The organism is Nostoc sp. DedQUE09 (assembly GCF_034530915.1).
In the GTDB taxonomy this organism is placed as follows: domain Bacteria; phylum Cyanobacteriota; class Cyanobacteriia; order Cyanobacteriales; family Nostocaceae; genus Nostoc.
This window is the reverse complement of the sequence record NZ_JAVRCE010000011.1, coordinates 25,371-43,727: the sequence shown is the minus strand read 5'-3', so window position 1 is coordinate 43,727 and position 18,357 is coordinate 25,371. Positions and strand designations below refer to the sequence as shown.

11 protein-coding genes and 1 other RNA gene are annotated in these 18,357 nt (G+C 41.9%); 1 reads left to right on the top strand and 11 read right to left on the bottom strand.

Features of this window, described 5'->3' with window-relative positions; translation table 11 throughout:
* Window positions 1-25: 25 nt before the first annotated feature.
* The 10 genes from RMY27_RS09435 to RMY27_RS09390 form a co-directional block, all read right to left on the bottom strand.
* Window positions 26-409 carry a response regulator gene (locus RMY27_RS09435; protein ID WP_322662532.1) on the bottom strand — a complete coding sequence of 128 codons (384 nt, stop codon included), beginning with the start codon at window positions 407-409 and terminating at the stop codon, window positions 26-28.
* Between the two features lie 97 nt (window positions 410-506).
* On the bottom strand, window positions 507-2,549 hold the full coding sequence (locus RMY27_RS09430; protein ID WP_322662530.1) for a GAF domain-containing protein: 2,043 nt from the start codon (window positions 2,547-2,549) through the stop codon (window positions 507-509).
* Between the two features lie 10 nt (window positions 2,550-2,559).
* Window positions 2,560-2,751, bottom strand: a complete 192-nt coding sequence (locus RMY27_RS09425; protein ID WP_322662528.1) for an ATP-binding protein — start codon at window positions 2,749-2,751, stop codon at window positions 2,560-2,562.
* Window positions 2,752-3,467: 716 nt separating this feature from the next.
* Window positions 3,468-4,424 carry a peptidoglycan-binding domain-containing protein gene (locus RMY27_RS09420; protein ID WP_322662526.1) on the bottom strand — a complete coding sequence of 319 codons (957 nt, stop codon included), beginning with the start codon at window positions 4,422-4,424 and terminating at the stop codon, window positions 3,468-3,470.
* A gap of 178 nt (window positions 4,425-4,602) precedes the next feature.
* A complete protein-coding gene (locus RMY27_RS09415) occupies window positions 4,603-5,877 on the bottom strand; it encodes a pitrilysin family protein (RefSeq protein WP_322662524.1) in 1,275 nt (424 codons plus the stop codon).
* A gap of 87 nt (window positions 5,878-5,964) precedes the next feature.
* Entirely contained in the window at window positions 5,965-7,230 is a 1,266-nt protein-coding gene (locus tag RMY27_RS09410) for a pitrilysin family protein (protein WP_322662523.1), read from the bottom strand.
* A 167-nt stretch (window positions 7,231-7,397) separates the two neighbouring features.
* On the bottom strand, window positions 7,398-13,295 hold the full coding sequence (locus RMY27_RS09405; RefSeq protein WP_322662521.1) for an AAA family ATPase: 5,898 nt from the start codon (window positions 13,293-13,295) through the stop codon (window positions 7,398-7,400).
* Between the two features lie 136 nt (window positions 13,296-13,431).
* Window positions 13,432-13,615: non-coding RNA, 6S RNA (gene ssrS, locus RMY27_RS09400), on the bottom strand.
* 60 nt (window positions 13,616-13,675) lie between these two features.
* Window positions 13,676-14,842 carry a 5-(carboxyamino)imidazole ribonucleotide synthase gene (locus RMY27_RS09395; RefSeq protein ID WP_322662520.1) on the bottom strand — a complete coding sequence of 389 codons (1,167 nt, stop codon included), beginning with the start codon at window positions 14,840-14,842 and terminating at the stop codon, window positions 13,676-13,678.
* A complete protein-coding gene (locus tag RMY27_RS09390) occupies window positions 14,839-15,363 on the bottom strand; it encodes a pentapeptide repeat-containing protein (protein WP_322662518.1) in 525 nt (174 codons plus the stop codon). Before RMY27_RS09390 ends, RMY27_RS09395 begins: the two co-directional genes overlap by 4 nt.
* 737 nt (window positions 15,364-16,100) lie before the next feature.
* Between RMY27_RS09390 and RMY27_RS09385 the strand changes: the two genes are divergently transcribed.
* Window positions 16,101-16,424 (top strand): hypothetical protein, encoded by a 324-nt coding sequence (locus RMY27_RS09385; protein ID WP_322662516.1) that lies wholly within the window; start codon window positions 16,101-16,103, stop codon window positions 16,422-16,424.
* 592 nt (window positions 16,425-17,016) lie between these two features.
* Here the strand turns inward: RMY27_RS09385 and RMY27_RS09380 are convergent.
* Entirely contained in the window at window positions 17,017-18,081 is a 1,065-nt protein-coding gene (locus tag RMY27_RS09380; RefSeq protein WP_416212322.1) for a sensor histidine kinase, read from the bottom strand.
* Window positions 18,082-18,357: the final 276 nt, after the last annotated feature.

The following is an 18,357-nucleotide window of genomic DNA, read 5'->3' as shown; positions in this document are numbered from 1 at the left end:
TTTATCATCTGTGTAATGTCTGTAATCAGGAGCCAATAAATTTTCGTACAGCTTCGCGCAATTGTTCAGCATCAAAAGGTTTGATCAGATATTCTGTTGCACCCGCCAGATGACCCTTCACCCGGTCGAAGGGGGAATCTTGAGAAGTCACCATAATCACGGGCAAATGCTGAAATTGGGGCAGGCTCCGCACCGTGCGGCAAAACTCCAACCCGTTTACATCCGGCATCTGCACATCCAATAGCAAGACTGAAATCCGTTGATGATAAATGACCGACAGAGCATCAACCGCGTTAGCGGCTGTTATTACTTGATAGTCCGGTTCTAACGCTCGTTTAATCATTTGATGAATCACAGGGCTATCATCAAGCGCGAGAACAATCGGTGAGCTTGTCGTACCATTTGACATACTTTACAAGTCGATGAGTCAATCATCGTTGGCATTTAGCCTAGCATTCCCAAAGTCAGACTTGAACAATTGATATGTTGATAATTTTATACATACTTTAAGTACTTTTAACCAGAGGCTCAACCGGAATTTGAATCAAGAACTCGCTGCCTTTCCCAAGTTCTGAGGAGCATTTCAAAATGCCGCCATGTTTTTCAACCACAATTTGGTAGCTGATGGACAGTCCCAGCCCGGTTCCCTTGCCGATGGGTTTGGTGGTGAAGAATGGATTGAACAGTTTTTGCTGGGTTGTTTCTGTCATCCCAGAACCGTTATCTCGAATCCGAATCACTACACTATCTGCGTGGGAAAATTGAGATAGATCGGAATTACCCGATTTTTCTCTACTAATGAGTTCTGTTTGAATGGTAACGATCGGATTAGGCGTTTCATCTAAGGCATCGATCGCATTACCCAAAAGATTCATAAATACTTGATTCAATTGCCCCGCATAACAATCAACAGGCGGTAAATTATCGTATGCTTTAATCACTTGAATCTCAAACTTGGCACTAGTTAATTTCAAGCGACTCTTCAAAATTAACAACGTGTTTTCAATCCCTTCATGGATATCCACAGGTTTCATCTCGGCTTCATCCAGACGCGAGAAGTTCCGCAGAGATAGGACAATTTGCCGAATTCTTTCTCCACCCATTTGCATCGACGACAATAAATTAGGCAAATCTTGCATCAAGAAATCAAGATCCATAGCCTCTATCTTTTCCTGAATAGCATCAGTTCCATTGGGATAGGTTGCCTGATAAAGATGCAATAGTTCCAGCAAATCCCGAACATAGTTGGTTGCATAAGCAATATTACCGTTAATAAAGTTGACCGGGTTGTTGATTTCGTGGGCAACTCCGGCCACCAATTGTCCCAGGCTCGACATCTTCTCTTGCTGTACCAGTTGCATTTGGGTTTCTTGTAACTGGCTCAGTGCATTCCCCAGATAGGTGGCTTGAGTTTGAGCGGCAAAGGCGGTTGCTCGTGTTTGGGCAAGCAGTTCTGCCTGATCGAGAGCGATCGCTACTTGATCTGTGACAGCTTTGAGTAACCGGACTTCGCTATCAGTCCATTGGCGCGAACCGCGACAGTGATGGCAAACAATAGCACCCAATTGACCAGAATGGGTTCTCAGTGGTAGCAACAGCACCGAGGTTACTGCCAGTTGATGCAGCAGGGCGCGATCCTCCGGGGTGAGTGCTTCTGAGGTAGTAGAAACATCCTCAATCCGTAGCATCTCTAGATTTAAGATAGTTTCTGCCAGAATGGAGCCTGGCCCAAGGGAAAGTTCTCCCAACACCATCTGAATCTCTGGGTTAGTCGCTTCATGAGTCACCATAAAGTTGAACCGATCTTTGTTGGGCAGACACCACACAAAGTCACAGCGATCGACTTGCAACAGACTATGAATCTCATTTACTGCCGTTTGTAAAATCGTGTCCAGATCCAAAGAATTACGGATTTGATTTGCCAGATTAAACAGAATTGAATCTTGTTGACCAACCAATTCCTGAATAATCAATTGCTGTTTTAGTTGTTTGATTTCCGGGATCATTTGACGCAGCTTCGTGGTGTTGCGCTTTAGCTCCAATTGCGCCACTACTTGATGGCTGAGTGTCTGCAATCCTTTCTGTTGTTTCTGGCCCAGATCGCGCGGTTCAAAGTCCATGACGCAGAGTGTACCCAGAACGCAACCGCCAGCCGTTATCAGGGGAACTCCGGCATAAAATCGGATATTGGGAGCATTTATAACGAAGGGATTGGTGGCAAAGCGGGGATCAGCCAAGGTATCTGGAATCACAAATACATCTGACTGGCGAATGGTGTAGTTACAAAATGTGAGGTCTCGTCGAATTTCTGTTAATGCGATTCCCACTTTAGACTTAATTAACTGGCGATCGGCTCCAATAAAACTCACCAGTGCCATTGGAGTTTGGCACAGATCGGCCGCCAGTGCTGTCAAGTCATCTAATGCCCGATCGGGTACAGAATCCAAACCCTGAAACTGATACACTGCTTTGAGGCGTGTCAGTTCGCTGGAGCAGGGCATCGTTGTACAAGAGAGCATGGAATCAAGTAGTAATTCAGGGATTTTCATAGTTTTATTTTTATTGAGGTGCGATCGCCAATTTGACGGTGAAACAGGTGTTTTTGATGGTGCTTTCCGCCGCGATCGCGCCAGCGATTTGTTCCACCAACTTCTCGATCAGTGTTAGTTTCAAGCCACTACCGCTATATTTCCAGGGATCGTGGTTGAGAATGCGGTAGAACTGATCAAAGATGCAGGATTTTTCTTCCAAGTTAATTTAAACTCCGGTGTTGCTGACTTTAACAAGGAGTGAAAAGATGCTGTTAGCGGATAGCTAAGGTTTAGCCCGTGCTGACTTCTCAACTCTGGCTAACACTGTAATGATTCCCTTTGATGGCGTATATTTGTAGGCATTATTCACAAGTTTTGTAACAATGCGACTGAGGCTGAACATAGATAGCAATTCGCATTTTGAAACATTTGTACTGAGATTGGAGCCTTCAAAAACTTTCAAGCTCGATCCTTTGAATAACATAATGAGAGTTTCAGCCGTTTGAAGTGACTGAAATCACGGGGTATATTAATCGCGTTGGCGTAGCGTCTTGTAGAGAGCGTCTGGGGTTTCCACGCCAGTTCCTAGAACGGGGGGAACCCCCGGAACGGACTGGCTCCCCATGAGCGACTGCTGACGCAAAGGCGCTAAGAATCTAAATTCTAGATTTTTAAAACATTAACTTTCATATCATGTCCGGCTAATTAGTTATAATTCCCGAATCTATGCAAAAAGACCAAAAACCCTTCCCTTCTGCCCCTCGGCCACTGAGCGACTTGCCCTGACTTGTGCCGAGCAAAGCCGAGGTAGCGTAATCGTTGGCGCAGCCTCTCGTAGAGAAGGAAGCCGAAGTGCTGCCCCTCTGCGGTCTTAATGATAAGTCTTTAATCGGACACGATATCACACCCTATTCAAAGCTTTAAGAGTAGGGAAACCTAACGCCGCAAAAGAACCTCCCAGGTAGAGCCACCAACTACACCGTCAGGTTCTAAGCCATAGCGCTTTTGTGCTGCTTTTACCGCTGCTTCGGTTGTCTCGCCAAAGTCTCCATCGGCATTACCTTTCAAGAAACCAAGCTTTTTCAGTTGTTGTTGCAACTTAACAACTTCAGAACCACGTAATCCTATACGCAAAATTGGTAATCCTTCTGAGGTGTATTGAATACCAGGAGTTCGTTTTGTAGTTGTGTTTGACTGAGTTCTAGTAGTTGATGTAGTACGCTTCGGCGGTTTCTGTGTGCTAGAAGTCGTAGTTTTTCTGGGAGTAGCAGGTCTTGGTTCAGGGTTGGTCGTAACTTGGGTTACAGCTTTTTTTGGAGGAGTAGGTTTTGGTCTGGTCGGAACTTGTGTTACAGCTTTTTTTGGGGTACTAGGTCTTGGTTCTAGTCTGGTCGGAACTTGTGTTACAGCTTGTCTCGGAGGGTTGGGGTTGGGATTTGCAACGTTGGTGAGGTTACTAGCCTGGGTGGGAACAGGAAAATTTGTAGCTGAGTTAAATCTTGGCTGGGATGAAGGGACGATTGATGCTGCTACTGGCTGATTAGGAAAAAGTCGTTGCCAAGTGCTGGCATCAACAACGCCATCTGGATTCAAGCCAGCTGCTTGTTTAAACCGAGAAACAGCACTAGCTGTATTCTCACTATAAATACCATCTACTGCACCAGAATAAAAACCCAAAAGTTTTAGAGCTGCCTGAAGTTCAGATACACGTTCGCCTTGGCTACCAACTTTCAGGCTAGGACGGTTAATACTATCTTGAGGATTTACTTGGGCAATTTTTTGTGGCGCTGCTATTGATACTAGAGTCGTTGAGGCAATGAGCAGAGGCGTAGCGGAAAACAAGAGTATTTCAATGGCTGATAAAGATTTAGACCTCTTTGGCCGTTTTTCCATTTTACAGCGATTTACAGTTGGATATAGTAATTTTAAGTAACTCAAAATACTTGCTGTCAGGCTGCGTTGCATGGAATTCACTCCCAGAATATTCTCATGCTAATGGTACAGCCGCTTGGTCTAAAAAACAGCTGCTGCATTTTACAATATGTCCGACGGGCGTGGCTGCGGCACATTCTCAGTTCGCGATCGCTCGATTAATTGCTTCTTCTTGACCAACCAAAGACAAGTAAGGCTCTTTTAAATACTTACAGGCTGAAGCGATCGCATCCTTGGCACTCACCGCCGCAATCAATTCTTGAAACTTGGTGTCAAAATCAATTCCTAAGCCCAAAATTTCATACCAGCCGTATATCTGAGCAATTTGCCCGTTCGTTTGTTTACCTAAAGCGTATTGCCCCAATATCTTGTTTTTAGCAGCTTGGAGTGCGCTTTCGGATACTTCAGTAGTACACAATAAATCTACTTCTGTACGCAGTCCTTCTAGGGCAATGCTGGTATTCTCCGGTGCTGTACCGATATAAACTACAAAGGACGCTGGAAAGAGCCTTGTGGAGTAAAAGGCAGATACTTCGTAAGCTAAACCTCGTTTTTCCCGCAATTCGACGAACAAGCGGCTAGAAAGCCCATTTCCCAAGTAGGTACACAGCAATTTTAATGGAGGGTAGTCTACAGAATTCACTGATGTTCCTAAATAACCAAGCATCACGATTGATTGCTGTGTCTGTACTGGCTTGAGCCTTACCTGCGGTTCTATCTTAATCTCAGGTAAATTCAGTATTGGTAGTGCTTGGGCTGGCGCTTGCCAATCAGCAAAAACTTCTTCCACCAACGTTGCTGCATCTGTGGGTGTGACTCTCCCAGCAATGCTAATTACTACATTATCTGGGCGGAAATAAGTTTGATGATACTCCACTAAATCTGCACGACTTAAGCGGCTCATAGTGGTTTCATCTCCTAGCACTGACATCGAGTAGGGATGATTTTGGTACATTACCTGTCGCATTTGTTCAAAGGCGACATTGAACGGTTGCTCTTTTTGGGAACGAATATCTTGGAGTGCTAAACGCCGTTCTAGTTCCACTTGAGTTTCGGGAAAAGTCGGCGATCGCAAAATCCGCCCTGCCAATGTTAAAATTTCCCCAAAATCGGATGTTACCGTTTTGAAAGATAGCAAAAAATAATCAGTGCCAGCATCCGCACTCAAACTCGCCCCTACAGACTCAACTTTTTCTGCAATTTCCAAGCTAGAAAGTCCATCACATCCTTTTGTCATCACTGCTGATAACAAATGTGCCAATCCTGCTTGCTCCCGGTTTTCGTTACAACTACCAGCACGCACAAAGATTCGCGCTGCAATAATGTCCGCAGCCGGATTTTCTGCCACCAGCACAACAAGTCCATTGTTCAATACGGTGCGATGGATGGGTGATTTTTGCAGCAAGGTTGTCATTTATCATTTGTCCTTTGTCATTTGTCTTTTGTCTTTTGTCATTTGTCTTTTGTCATTCGTCTTTTGGTAATGACTAATAACTAATGACTAACATGGTTTAAGTATCGTAACTGCGTAATTCTGTGGCGATAGATACTGTTTAGCTAATTTTTGCAATTCTTGGGCATCAAATGACTGAATCTGCTGGGGATATGTCACAGCTAATTCCGCTTGGGCAATGGTATTGTAATATCCATAAAGCCCTGTAAGTTGATTTGGTGTTTCGGTAGAAAACGCATACTCATTACATAGCAACCTGCGTGTGCGGGCAAGTTCTTGTTCGCTAATTCCTATAGTCTGCAAATCATCCAAATGAGCGCAAATTAAAGATTCAACTTTCTCCAGATTTTCTGGTTCTAACCAGGCAGTAATTGTAAATAAACTTGATTCTCGTTGTAGAGAAAAACTACTGCAAATTCCCTGTACCAATTGCAAATCTTCTCGTAAATCACGCACTAAACGCGAACTCCGTCCTTCTGCCAATAACACTGACAAAAAATCTAAACCATAGCCAGTACGGATATCATCTACTCCGGGTACCAGCCACGCCATCAACAATCGCGCTTGCTCTATGCGTGGTAAACACAGTTCTTGACGGTGAATTCCGGCGATCGCTGGCTTTGTCACTTTCTCAAACTGCGGACAATTCGAGCGTTCGGCAAAATCAGCAAATGAATGATTTACCATTTCCCAAGCTGGTTGCTGGGCAATACCCCCAGCAATTACCACCGTCATGTTTTCCGGCTGATAGTGAGCGTGATGAAAACAGCGCATTGCTTCTGGCGATTGCTGCATCAGTTCTTGCTCGGTACCCAACACCGAACGTCCGTAAGGGTGATGCGGATAGATGCTTTGAATTAAAGCTTGAAATCCTATCCAGTCGGAATCGTCCTGACATGAGCGAATTTCCTCTAGGACTACATCCCGTTCCCGGCTAAATTCATCTTCTGGAATTGCCGCATTGAGTAGTAGTTCTCCCAAGTAGGGCAGAGTATCTTTTAAATAAGGGGCAGCTGTAGTGAGTGAATAATGAGCATAATCATAGCTTGTCGCCGCATTACTCACGCCACCCCGGTTTTCAACTTTGGAATCGAACATTCCAGGGGGTAGCGTCGCCGTACCTTTAAAAATCATGTGTTCTAAAAAGTGTGCCATGCCAAACCACGGTTTTGGCTCTAAGCTGGCTCCAGCACGCACCCAAACATCCGCCACAACTACAGGAGTAGTGGGAATTTCTTGATGAATAAAAGTTAAACCACTGTCTAGTCGGAAGATCGAGGCTGGAAATACGGTATTAGTTAGTTGTTTTAACAATTTTTTGTAGTTTTGACCACAATTTAACGCAATTGTGTCATTCTAACTCTGAACGCTACCTCATTTAGAATCAAGTTATACAGATTTAGAAGAATTATGCGATTGCTGTTCTCCAGATTACCGAAAAATTAGAAGCGTTATGCATTGAAAGGAAAATCGCAAATTAGTTAAAATACTGGAATCTCAATGACAAATTCTGTTCCTTCGCCAAGCACAGAATTGCAACTCAACCGCCCATCATGGGTTTCTTCGACAATTTGACGAGCGATCGCGAGTCCCAATCCCGTACCTTTGCCAACCTCTTTAGTTGTAAATAGGTGGTCGAAGATCCTTGCTCTAGTCTCCTCTGGTATTCCCTGACCGTTATCTTTGATGCGAATTTTCACTATCTTTTGGTCACTGGATACTTCGGTGTGAATCAGTATTTGCTGAGGTTCGGCTTCCACTTGAGCAAAATAACGCCCTTCAATGGATGTATCTAAGGCATCAATTGCGTTAGCCAGGATGTTCATAAATACTTGATTTAATTGTCCTAAAAAGCACTTAACTGGTGGTAATTTACCGTATTCAGTGATAACTTCAATTGCTGGACGTTTTTCGTTAGCTTTGAGGCGATACTTCAAAATCAACAGGGTACTCTCAATCCCTTCATGGAGATTACAAGCAACTTTTTCGGTTGTATCGGCTCTGGAGAAGGTGCGAAGGCTGGTACTAATGTCTTCAATCCGTCCTGAAGCTACTTTCATCGAGCCTACTAGCTTTGGTAAATCCTTAGTCAGGAATTCTAGGTCAATTTCTTCGCTATGCTCAATGACTGCGATCGCTGGATTAGGATAATGTTCTTGGTAGCATTGGATATGAGCGAGTAAGTCTTGAATATACTCTTCGGCATTGTTGACACTGCCTTTGAGAAATCCAATAGGATTATTAATTTCATGTGCCACCCCTGCAACCAAGTTGCCCAAGGTTGCCATTTTTTCATTTTGCACCATTTGTAATTGGGCTTGTTGGAAATTTTGCAGCGCTTCTTCTAAATCCTGAGATTTGTGCCGTAAATCAGCTTCAGATTCTTGTAGTGCGGCTTCAGCAAGTTTGCGTTCGCTAATATCTATGATTACGCCATCCCATATAATCGAGCCATCAGCTTGTCGCTCTGGTTGGGATGCACCTTGAAGCCATTTCACGGTTCCTGAAGGTGTGATAATTCGCCATTCGTGTCGAAATGGTGTGATATTTTCAGCAGAGTAAATCATCGCCTGCTGAATGCTGGCAAAATCATCTGGATGTTCCAGAGAACGGAGACTTTGCGTTCCTGTCATTATTTCTTCTGCTGTCACCTCATAAAGGTTGTAGCAGCCAGAACTGACGTAAGGCATTGAAGCTGAACCGTCAGGATTTAAACGTAGTTGGTAAATTGCCCCAGGAATATTATCAGCGAGTTTCTGAAAGCGGGCTTCGGTAACACGAAGTTGAGCTAGGGATTGCTCTAGTTGATGGGCATAATTTTGAGATTCTTGATAAAGGCGGGCATTTTCTAGAGAGATGGCGGCTTGAGCGCATAACAGTTGAATTACTTCAGTGCGATCGCTTGTAAATGCGCCAATCGTCAACTTATTTTCCAGATATAGTAACCCGATTAATTGGCCATGATGCAAAATCGGCGTACACAACACACTCTTGGGTTGTTGCTGCATCAAATATTGGTCAGTAGTAAAATCGTTTTTTACTGTTGCATCATCCAGCACCACAGTTTTTAAGCTGTGTTTGACATAGTTTACCAATGCGATCGGAATGTTTTGGCTGCTTGACAATGGTACAGATACTAGAGTCACCCCTTCATTAATGGTGGCAACAGCTTTAACCACTAAGTTGCCCTGTTCGAGTACAAGTAGGGCAGCTTTTTTTGCTCCAGCATTTTCCATCACCACTTGCAACAGGGTAGTAAGTAATTGCTCTAGTTGAATTTCACTGGAAAGAGCTTGTGAGACTTTAAAGATGGTGGAAAAATCGAGGGCTTCAGAAATACTGCTGCTAGAAAGGTTTGTGTGGATGGTTTGATGTGGAAATGATGACGCATCGACAGTTGAACTCAGTTGAAAGCGATGATGCTGCCCTTGCAAGATGGGAGCCAGGAGTTGAGGATAGCGTTTTTCTAAGTCTTCAGTTTTGGCTTTAGCACCCCAACGAGCATAGCAGTAATAAGCTTCTTGCATATAAACTTGGGCGATTTTTTCTTTGCCCCATTCGAGGTAGAACTTGGCAGCAAGCTCATTGCTCAAGGCTTCTTCTTGGATATATTCGTTTTCTTTTGCAAGAGTTATGGCGCGATCGTACAGTTCCATTGCTGCCATTTTTTCGCTCAGAACCCGATGGCGTTCTGCTTCCACCAAATCAAATTTGTGCTGAAAATTCATCGGTGCAAATTTGGCTCGAAACTGCAATTTTTCTTGATTTTCGCCAACCTTTAAGAGTAATTGCTCCTGTTGAGACGGTTCAGCCGTTGGATAGACAGCCAGCCGAGATAAAGAATCGTAATAGTAGAAAACAGGCACAGATAGCATTCCTATGCCACCGTTGAGGTATTGCTCTCCCTGATTTGCATTCTCAACCGCCGCAGAAAAATTCTCAAACAAATAACTGAGTGTTAACTTACTTAAGAAAAATATATGGAGTGTTAATTCGTCCTTTTCTTGGAGGAGCGCAGATAAAAGTTGTTCTTGATAATCTTCACCAATGAAGTTCTCTAGATTATCGCTAGATTCGGTTAAATTATTAATGCTTTGACAGATTAGATTCGACCAAGTTAATAAGCGCTGATTTTGGGCAAAATTAGACTCATAGGCTTTAATATCTGCCAAGAGAAGTTCCAAAATTTCTGTGCCACTTAAATAAACATAGAATAACTTGAAAATCATCGATGACAGCACATGAAAAAAATCGCCTGTTTCTAATCCAAGACTATGGGATTCTTGTAATAAACTAATTGAAGTGCGAACATGTTGTTTATTACATTGATTCAATGCAGCCACCTTAAATATAGTCATGCTTTGAACAGATTTTGCTTGAAATCTATCCACAAGCATTAAAGCTAGCTGGCCAAATTCGTAGCCTAACTCTAGTTGGTTACAAATATTAAGTACAATTCCAAAATCTGCATACCCTGGTGCAGAGAGTGGTGCATTGCCGTATTTAAGAGATAAATTCACTTCTTCGCAGGCAATAATTGGGAACAGATAAGGGGCAGTTTGGTGGATGGCGGGAGCAATGCTAGCCATAATCCGCAAAGCAACCAAAGCTTTGGTATCATCCATCAATGGCAAATCAACTAAGCCCTCAATACTTCTGGCTGCCAAAGTCGAGAGCGTGTTGAATACATATTGCTGAATCTCTGGAGGTGTTACTGATTCAGGTAATGTTACCCCAAGTTGAGCCAGAAGTTCGCGTCCAGTTGCGATCGCTTTGAATGATTGATTCCGCACCTGATAAGCTTGGAGTTGCACTTCATAAACTTTCACTCTATCCAGTAAAGTGGTTGTTTCTTCGATGACAACCTGGATAAGAGATTCCATCTGCTCAAATTCATTGTTGAGAAAAGCAGCTTCGGCTGCTTCTTCGTATAAACTTCGAGTCAATTCGTAGGCGATTTCCCAACTATTAATCGGTAGCAGCTGCATTCCAGAATACAAGTAATGAATTGCTGCACTATAAGCGGTAGCTTCTTTTGCTTTTCGACCAGCATTCAGATTTAACTGAGCTAATTGTTGACGTTCAGTCGGCTGGCTAATTAGCAATATTCCCCGATTTAACTGACTGACAATCTCAAAAATTCGCTCTTCTTGCTGTGATTTAGAGGTATTTTGTAAGAGTAATTGACCAATTTTAAGATGGGTAAATTGTCTTTGCTCACCTGGAATCAGAGAATAGGCAGCTTGTTGCACACGGTCGTGTAAAAATTTGTAGATGGGGACTTGGAAATCACAATTTAATGGATTTGAGTCAGAATCATCTCCACTATATTGAAAGAATTTATAAACTTCAGTAGTAGGTAAAACTAATCCTTCTTGCAAAGCTTTCCATAAAGATGCTGCCGTTTCGGTTTCCGATTGTTCAGAAACAATTGCTAAGGTTCGCAAATCAAACTGGTTGCCAATGCACGCGGCTAATTTCAATACATTTTGCGTTGTTGTTGGCAATTTCTGCAACTGTAGTGCTACAAACTCTACTACATCATCTGTCAGAGCAAGTGCCTTCACAGCAGAAATATCACATTGCCAGTATCCTTGTTCCAAATTAAAACTAATTAGTCCCTCTTCATACAATGCTTTGAGAAATTGCGTTATAAAAAATGGATTTCCCTGAGTTTTTTGATAGATGAGTCGCGTTAGAGGTTGGGCAGTTTCAACTGAACAACTCAAAGTATCAACCAGCAATTGATTTAAACTAGCTTTACTTAACGGGGCTAAAGTAATGCTATGAATTGTGGCATTAGCTTTGCGAATATCCGTTAAAGTTAACATCAACGGATGCGCGGTAGATACTTCATTGTCTCGATAAGCCCCAATTAAAAGTAATGAGCCACTTCCTGACTCGCTTATCAACAACTGCATCAATTTGAGTGATGCAGAATCAGCCCACTGCAAATCATCTAGGAAAATTACTAATGGATGTTCTTTTGTGGTGAATACCTGAATGAACTTTTGGAAGAGTAAATTGAAGCGATTTTGTGCTGCACTTGGTGAAAGTTCCGTTGCAGGTGGTTGTTGACCAATAATTTGTTCTAGTTCTGGAATTACTTCAAGAATAACTTGCCCCTGATCACCCAGCACTTGTAAAATTTTACTTTTCCAAGTTGACAATTGAGTATCACTTTCACTAAGCAATTGTCCCATTAAGTCTCGAAACGCCAGCACAAAAGCTGAGAAAGGAATATTACGATTAAATTGGTCATATTTGCCTTTTATAAAGTAACCCCTTTGTCGGACAATGGGTTTGTGAACCTCGTTGACTAAAGCAGTTTTACCAATACCAGAAAAACCAGCTACCAGCATTAATTCCGTCTGATTGTTGGTAACGCGGTCAAATGCTTTAAGCAGAGTCTCAACTTCATGCTCGCGACCATAGAGTTTTTCTGGGATAATGAAGCGATCGCACACATCCCGTTGGGCAATTGGAAAACTGGCAATTTCCCCTGTTTCTTTTAGCTGGTCTAAACAATTTTGTAAATCATATTTCAGCCCAAATGCACTCTGATAGCGGTCTTCGGCATTTTTTGCCATCAATTTGCTGACAATAGATGAGAGTACAGGCGCAATTTGTGGATTAATCTCATGCACTAAAGACGGAAGTTTGGCAATATGACAATGTACCAATTCCATCGGCTCGTGCGATTTAAATGGTAATTGCCCTGTTAATAACTCGTAAAAAGTTACACCCAGTGAATAAAAATCAGTTCGGTAGTCAATTCCCCGATTCATCCGTCCAGTTTGCTCTGGAGACAAATAGCCGAGTGTCCCTTCTAGCACATTAGGACTCATCAGTACTTGAGTTTCCCGTGGCAGTAGAGATGCAATACTAAAGTCAATTAATTTAACTTCTTTAGTTTCTGGATTAATTAAAATATTGGCGGGTTTAATATCTTTGTGAATGATCCGATGACGAATTAGAATATCTAATGTATTGCACAGTGCGATCGCAATTTGTAAAAACTCTATCAGAGATTCTACCCTTCCCCCGACTACTTCGGCTTCTCTACGAGACGCTACGCGAACGCTCAGTACAAGTCCCCATTCCTTCAAAGAAATTCCCCCAAAGTCTTCCATCACTAACACATAGCCATTCTGATAGGGTTCCAGACTATAGGTTTGGATGATTCCAGGTAGATTCAAATTTTTGGCAATGGTGAACTGGTTGCGAAACTGTACCAATTCGCTGAAGCTGGGATAAGCAGTTTTCATCAGCTTAATCACTACAGATTTTTGGTCAGTTTCTCGATTAGCGCGATAAACCAAGGTTCGAGAACCGTTGTAGAGTTCTTTGCTAACTTGATATCCGGGAATGCTGACCATAGGGCTTAATTCTTGAAACCTCAGTATCTAGGTTTCCCAAAAACATCGCAATCTTTACTGTCAGTTCGCTGATTTTAAATTGATTGAAATAATTAAAGCCCCCAAATTCTAACTGACTTTGGGAGCTAATAATTTTAAGTTCACCGCGACGCCGTTTTACCTAAGTTTATGACCTGGGTTTATCCAGGTGGGAACCTAAATTCCTCGTTTAAAGTTTCCGGGTACATGCCCGGTATACTGCCACGAGAACAGTTGACTCCCTTGTCATTAAAGGCATAGATCAAAAAACTTGATGGCAGTCACCAACGTCGTAGTGCAACTCACTCATTATAGCTTTTCAAAAGATGTTGTGTGTTCAATATCGAAACTTTCTGATCTATTTACCTGCGATACCAGATAGATTCTATGCTGTGGGCGATGTTGTTGGCGTATACACCTGCCGATTCTGTATCGTGATTATCCAGCAAAACAGTGACATGCCCTAACTTCCGCCCAGGACGTGATTCTGTCTTCCCATACCAGTGAACGTGCGCTTGGGGAATTTCTGCTATTTGTTGACGCTGGCTTTGGTAGTCGCTATAAGAATTTTCATACCCCAGTAGGTTGACCATTACAGCACCCGCGCATTGTAAAGCCGGATTCCCTAAAGGTAAACCACAAACGGCTCGGAGGTGTTGCTCAAACTGAGATGTTTCGCAAGCGTCAAGAGAAAAATGTCCAGAATTGTGGGTACGTGGTGCAATTTCATTTACCAGTACTTTGCCATCAGCCGTGAGAAATAGCTCAATTCCAAAAATTCCCACTACTTCTAGGCTATTTAATAGAGTATGTGCGATCGCTTGGATTTCTGCTACCTGATTAGGCGCAATCTCGGCTGGTGCAATCACCCACCGACATACTTGTTGTTCTTGTTGGGTTTCCACTACTGGGTAAGTGACAATTTCTCCCTCTACAGAACGAGCTGCAATTATTGCTAGTTCTCTTTCAAAGGGGACAAATTCTTCTACCAAGAAAAGTGATTGATTTAAAGTCTTTGTTATGGTTTCATGACTTAGCTTTTGTTCTAAAGCAGCAAAATCCTGAATTATGAAAGTACCTTGACCGTCATAACCATGACGGCGGGATTTCAGAACTGCTGGAAAACCTAGATATTCTATTTTGGATTGAATATTTTCCACCTCCTCAAGAGCGAAAAATTGAGGAACTGGTAAGCCCAAATCACGTAAATAGCAACGCTGATCATATTTATCTAAAAGAGGAGCTAAAGCTTCTAATTTAGGACGGAAACAAACGCCTTGCTGTGCTAAACCAGATAAAGCTTGCAGGTTAACAAATTCATTTTCAAAGGTGATGACATCACATTTTTGAGCTAATATTTTCGTAGCACTTGCATCATCAACTGGCGCAAAAACAGTTTCCTGAGCGATTGACACAGCCGGGTCGTGAACGCTTGGAGTTTGTACTACTAATTCTACTCCTAGCTTCTCTGCTGCATCCGCCATCATCCAGGCTAGTTGTCCGCCACCAATTACACCAACACGCTTCATTGACATCCTAGAGAATCACGAGTTTGCACGCCTGTTTTGGAATTCACACCACTGGCTTTTTCGCACAGTTCTTTAATTTGCGCTCTATCCAAAATTGCATCTGTAAAATCTGCACCGTCTATATTTACATCATTAAATATGGCGCGGAGCAAAAGAGCTTCTTTGAAAACTACATCGCTCAAATCTGCCTTAGTCAAGTTTACCTGATCGACCATTGCATTCGTTAAATCCGCTCCATGGAGATTTGCTTTTGTCATCACTGAAGCGCTCATAACTGCTCCGCGTAAGTCAGCGTTTGTAAAGTTAATCAATTCCATATTGGCGTTAGAAAACTCCGCAGCTTGCAAACTCTGTCCAGAAAAATCACGTCTTGATAACTCTGCATTGCTAAATGACAATGGATGAGTCCAGTCTACTGCCACTGCTGGATCGGCCACACACCAGATAATAATTCCCAGAAGGAATGCCAACCCTTGCCGCCAAAATATATTGAGAGCCAATTTAGTGTATAATCGCCGCATTTAATTACCGCATTTGAATATTAGCAAGACTGGATCGTACTAATTGAGACTCGCAGCCTTGCTACTGGACTTGGAGAACGTGTATTGCCGTTGCTTAATATTTTGTAACGCAAAAAGAGCATAAACTTCTTACTTTAGCAAAATTATCCCTGCTACTTGAGGTAGAGAGTAACAATCTGCGATCGCACTAAAATTAGATATCCAGAACAATAATTATTAAATACAATACAGATTGCAATGACTGAGTATAAATTACTTGTTACATCAAGCAAGCTTTAGCAAAACAGAGACGGGGAGCTTAAGTTACCGCTCTTGATGAAGATAAAACTTGAAATTCCTAACTCTCAAGGAATAATTTAGCTGAATAAAGCAATGTTTCCTATGGGCTATGCCTATCTTTGTTGACTTATTTACAATTCTTCATTTGGAGCTTTGAATTTCAAGATATCAAGAGTTTTATTGAGCAGTAATACTCACTGATTTATTTACAATTCTTGACTTTCCATTTTTCAAGTAAAGTTTGTTGTCATTTAAATTCAACAGCCCCGATCAACTGTTAGTCTTTTAATTAATGAAAGCAAGGTTTGAGCGAAATTATATGCGTCTCAACTGCTTAAGAAAGCTTAAAGTTCGATAATTAGCGTTAATTTTATAGCGATTAGTTTAGTTCTTCAGGAATCTCTAAGAGTTTACATTCACCAAGCACACAACTTCCACAAACCGAACTCTGAAACCCGATGATGAATCATTACTCACTTCAATGGATCGAGGCATGGTGCCAAGAAAATGGCTGGACAGATTTATTTGTTGAGCGACGTAACAACTTCTGGGCTTTCCCTCCGGGTGGGGTAATGCCGGAGCCAATTCCAGTTCATGTTCTCAGATTGATTAAAGCCGAAAAAGGACTGACTTTTGAAGAGCGATTGTGGTCAATGTCCGCGGTAACTGGCACAATTTTAGCTGTTATTTTTACCTTTTGGTTTCAGTCGCCGATGCCATTAGTTTTAGCTTTCGCTTTTAATGCTGTTACGGTGGCTCAATTTGAACTTGAAGATGCCTAAATTTTTATGTTGGGCTTTGCTATTAAAAACTGCTCTTGTCTATTTTCAGCAAGAGTAGTTTTTAATTTAAGAAGAAAGAATTCAGGAGTCATATCATGTTCGCTTGATTACTTACTAAACCCGAAGAACCCCACCCCGCCAAAGCTACGCTTCGTCTCCCCTCCCGAAGAGCGGGGAGGGGATTAAGGGGAGCCAGTGCGGTCTTGGGGTCTCCCCAAGTGGAGCATCTGGCGTGTGGGGTGCAATGACTGTGGAAATCATAACTAATTAGGCGGACATGATATCAGAAGCCAGAATGGGCTAAACGCCCCTGACTTTTCATGGTATCTGGAAAAGGAGCAAGGATATGGGGTTGCAAGTATTGGGGTGTAGTCATTGGTATCAACTTAAGCTGAAAGCCTTTTCAAATCTTTGCTGCTGGTAGATTCCTTTTTCAGCTTATCTGCTGTACATACCAATTTGACAATTAGGGGATTAGTAGTAAAAATGCTGCAATAATGGTAGGCTTATTCAATAGCCTATGAAAGTATTACTTTTATATTGTATCAAGGATAACTTGCATCTACTTTTAGCGAGCAGATCGAATGTACCTTCAATAGAGCTTGCTCCTAATCGGAATCTGGATTTGAAACTCTGTTCCTTGAAGTGGTTGTGTAATACACTTCAACTGACCACCATGTTTATCTACAATTTGATAGCTAATTGACATTCCTAAACCTGTACCTGAGCCAACAGGTTTAGTTGTAAAGAAAGGGTCAAAGATTTTTTGCCTTACTTCTTCTGTCATCCCGCAGCCATTGTCAATAACTCGAATCATTACTTGATGGCTATCTAAAACTTCAGTGACAATGCGGATTTGGGGATTGTTATTCGTTGGTTGCTCATTTTCAGCGCTTATAATATTGCTCTCTGGCATCGAACAACCGACGATTGACTCTCTCAAAGTATCAATGGCATTAGTCAGAAGGTTCAGAAATACTTGATTAAGTTGCCCAGGATAGCAATCGACTTGAGGGAGATTAGCATATTCTTTAATAACTTCAATGTTTGGATATTTTCCTTGACCTTTTAATTGATTTCCCAAAATTAAGAGAGTGCTGTTAATACCTTCGTGTACATCAACTCTTTTTATCTCGGCTTCATCTAGCCTCGAAAAACTTCGTAATGATAAAACAATTGCGCAGATGCGTTCAGCTCCTATTTTTATTGAAGATAACATTTTTGGTAAATCTTCTTTAATAAAATCTAATTCTATCGTCTCAGCTAAAATCTGAATTTTTGATAGGGCTTGTGGGTAGCATTGTTGATAAACTGAAATTAATTTTAATAAGTTTTCAGTATATTCATTCGCAATGCCGATATTACCATAAATGAAACTAACAGGGTTGTTAATTTCATGGGCGATGCCTGCGACTAACTTCCCTAAAGAGGACATTTTTTCAGTTTGAATAAGTTGAGTTTGCGTATCTGCAAGTTCTTTGAGAGTAAGTTTTAGTTGGCTGTTAGCTACTTCTAGTTGTGCTGGACTTGGTAAAGCTAGCGCCTGGGGAATTATCGGCACTAATGTGAAAGCTGTATAAACCGATATCAAAGCAGTCAAAGCTTTTATAAAACCAGATAGCCAATAAGTTGGATACCAAAGCGTCCAAATTTCCATTATGTGGGTTATACCACAAAAGATAATAAAAGCTCCAAATAGTAAAAGTGTTGATTTAAAGGGTAAATCCTCCCGCTTCCGAACAAAGTAAACAAGCGCTATGGGGATAGAGAAATAGGCAAGAGCAATTAAAGAATCTGATAAGATGTGTAACCAAACTAAGCTTGTCTTCCAGAGGTAACAATGTCCATGAGGAATAAAACCATTTGAATAGAAGGGATAGTTGAAAAATGCTAACATCATGCTATAAATTGCTGGGATTTTCGTGTATTGTGC

Coding starts and splice junctions, on each gene's coding strand:
- RMY27_RS09435 (WP_322662532.1), bottom strand. CDS start 409: ATGTCAAATGGTACGACAAGCTCACCGATTGTTCTCGCGCTTGATGAT.
- RMY27_RS09430 (WP_322662530.1), bottom strand. CDS start 2,549: ATGAAAATCCCTGAATTACTACTTGATTCCATGCTCTCTTGTACAACG.
- RMY27_RS09420 (WP_322662526.1), bottom strand. CDS start 4,424: ATGGAAAAACGGCCAAAGAGGTCTAAATCTTTATCAGCCATTGAAATA.
- RMY27_RS09415 (WP_322662524.1), bottom strand. CDS start 5,877: ATGACAACCTTGCTGCAAAAATCACCCATCCATCGCACCGTATTGAAC.
- RMY27_RS09405 (WP_322662521.1), bottom strand. CDS start 13,295: ATGGTCAGCATTCCCGGATATCAAGTTAGCAAAGAACTCTACAACGGT.
- RMY27_RS09395 (WP_322662520.1), bottom strand. CDS start 14,842: ATGAAGCGTGTTGGTGTAATTGGTGGCGGACAACTAGCCTGGATGATG.
- RMY27_RS09390 (WP_322662518.1), bottom strand. CDS start 15,363: ATGCGGCGATTATACACTAAATTGGCTCTCAATATATTTTGGCGGCAA.
- RMY27_RS09385 (WP_322662516.1), top strand. CDS start 16,101: ATGATGAATCATTACTCACTTCAATGGATCGAGGCATGGTGCCAAGAA.
- RMY27_RS09380 (WP_416212322.1), bottom strand. CDS start 18,081: ATGGAAATTTGGACGCTTTGGTATCCAACTTATTGGCTATCTGGTTTT.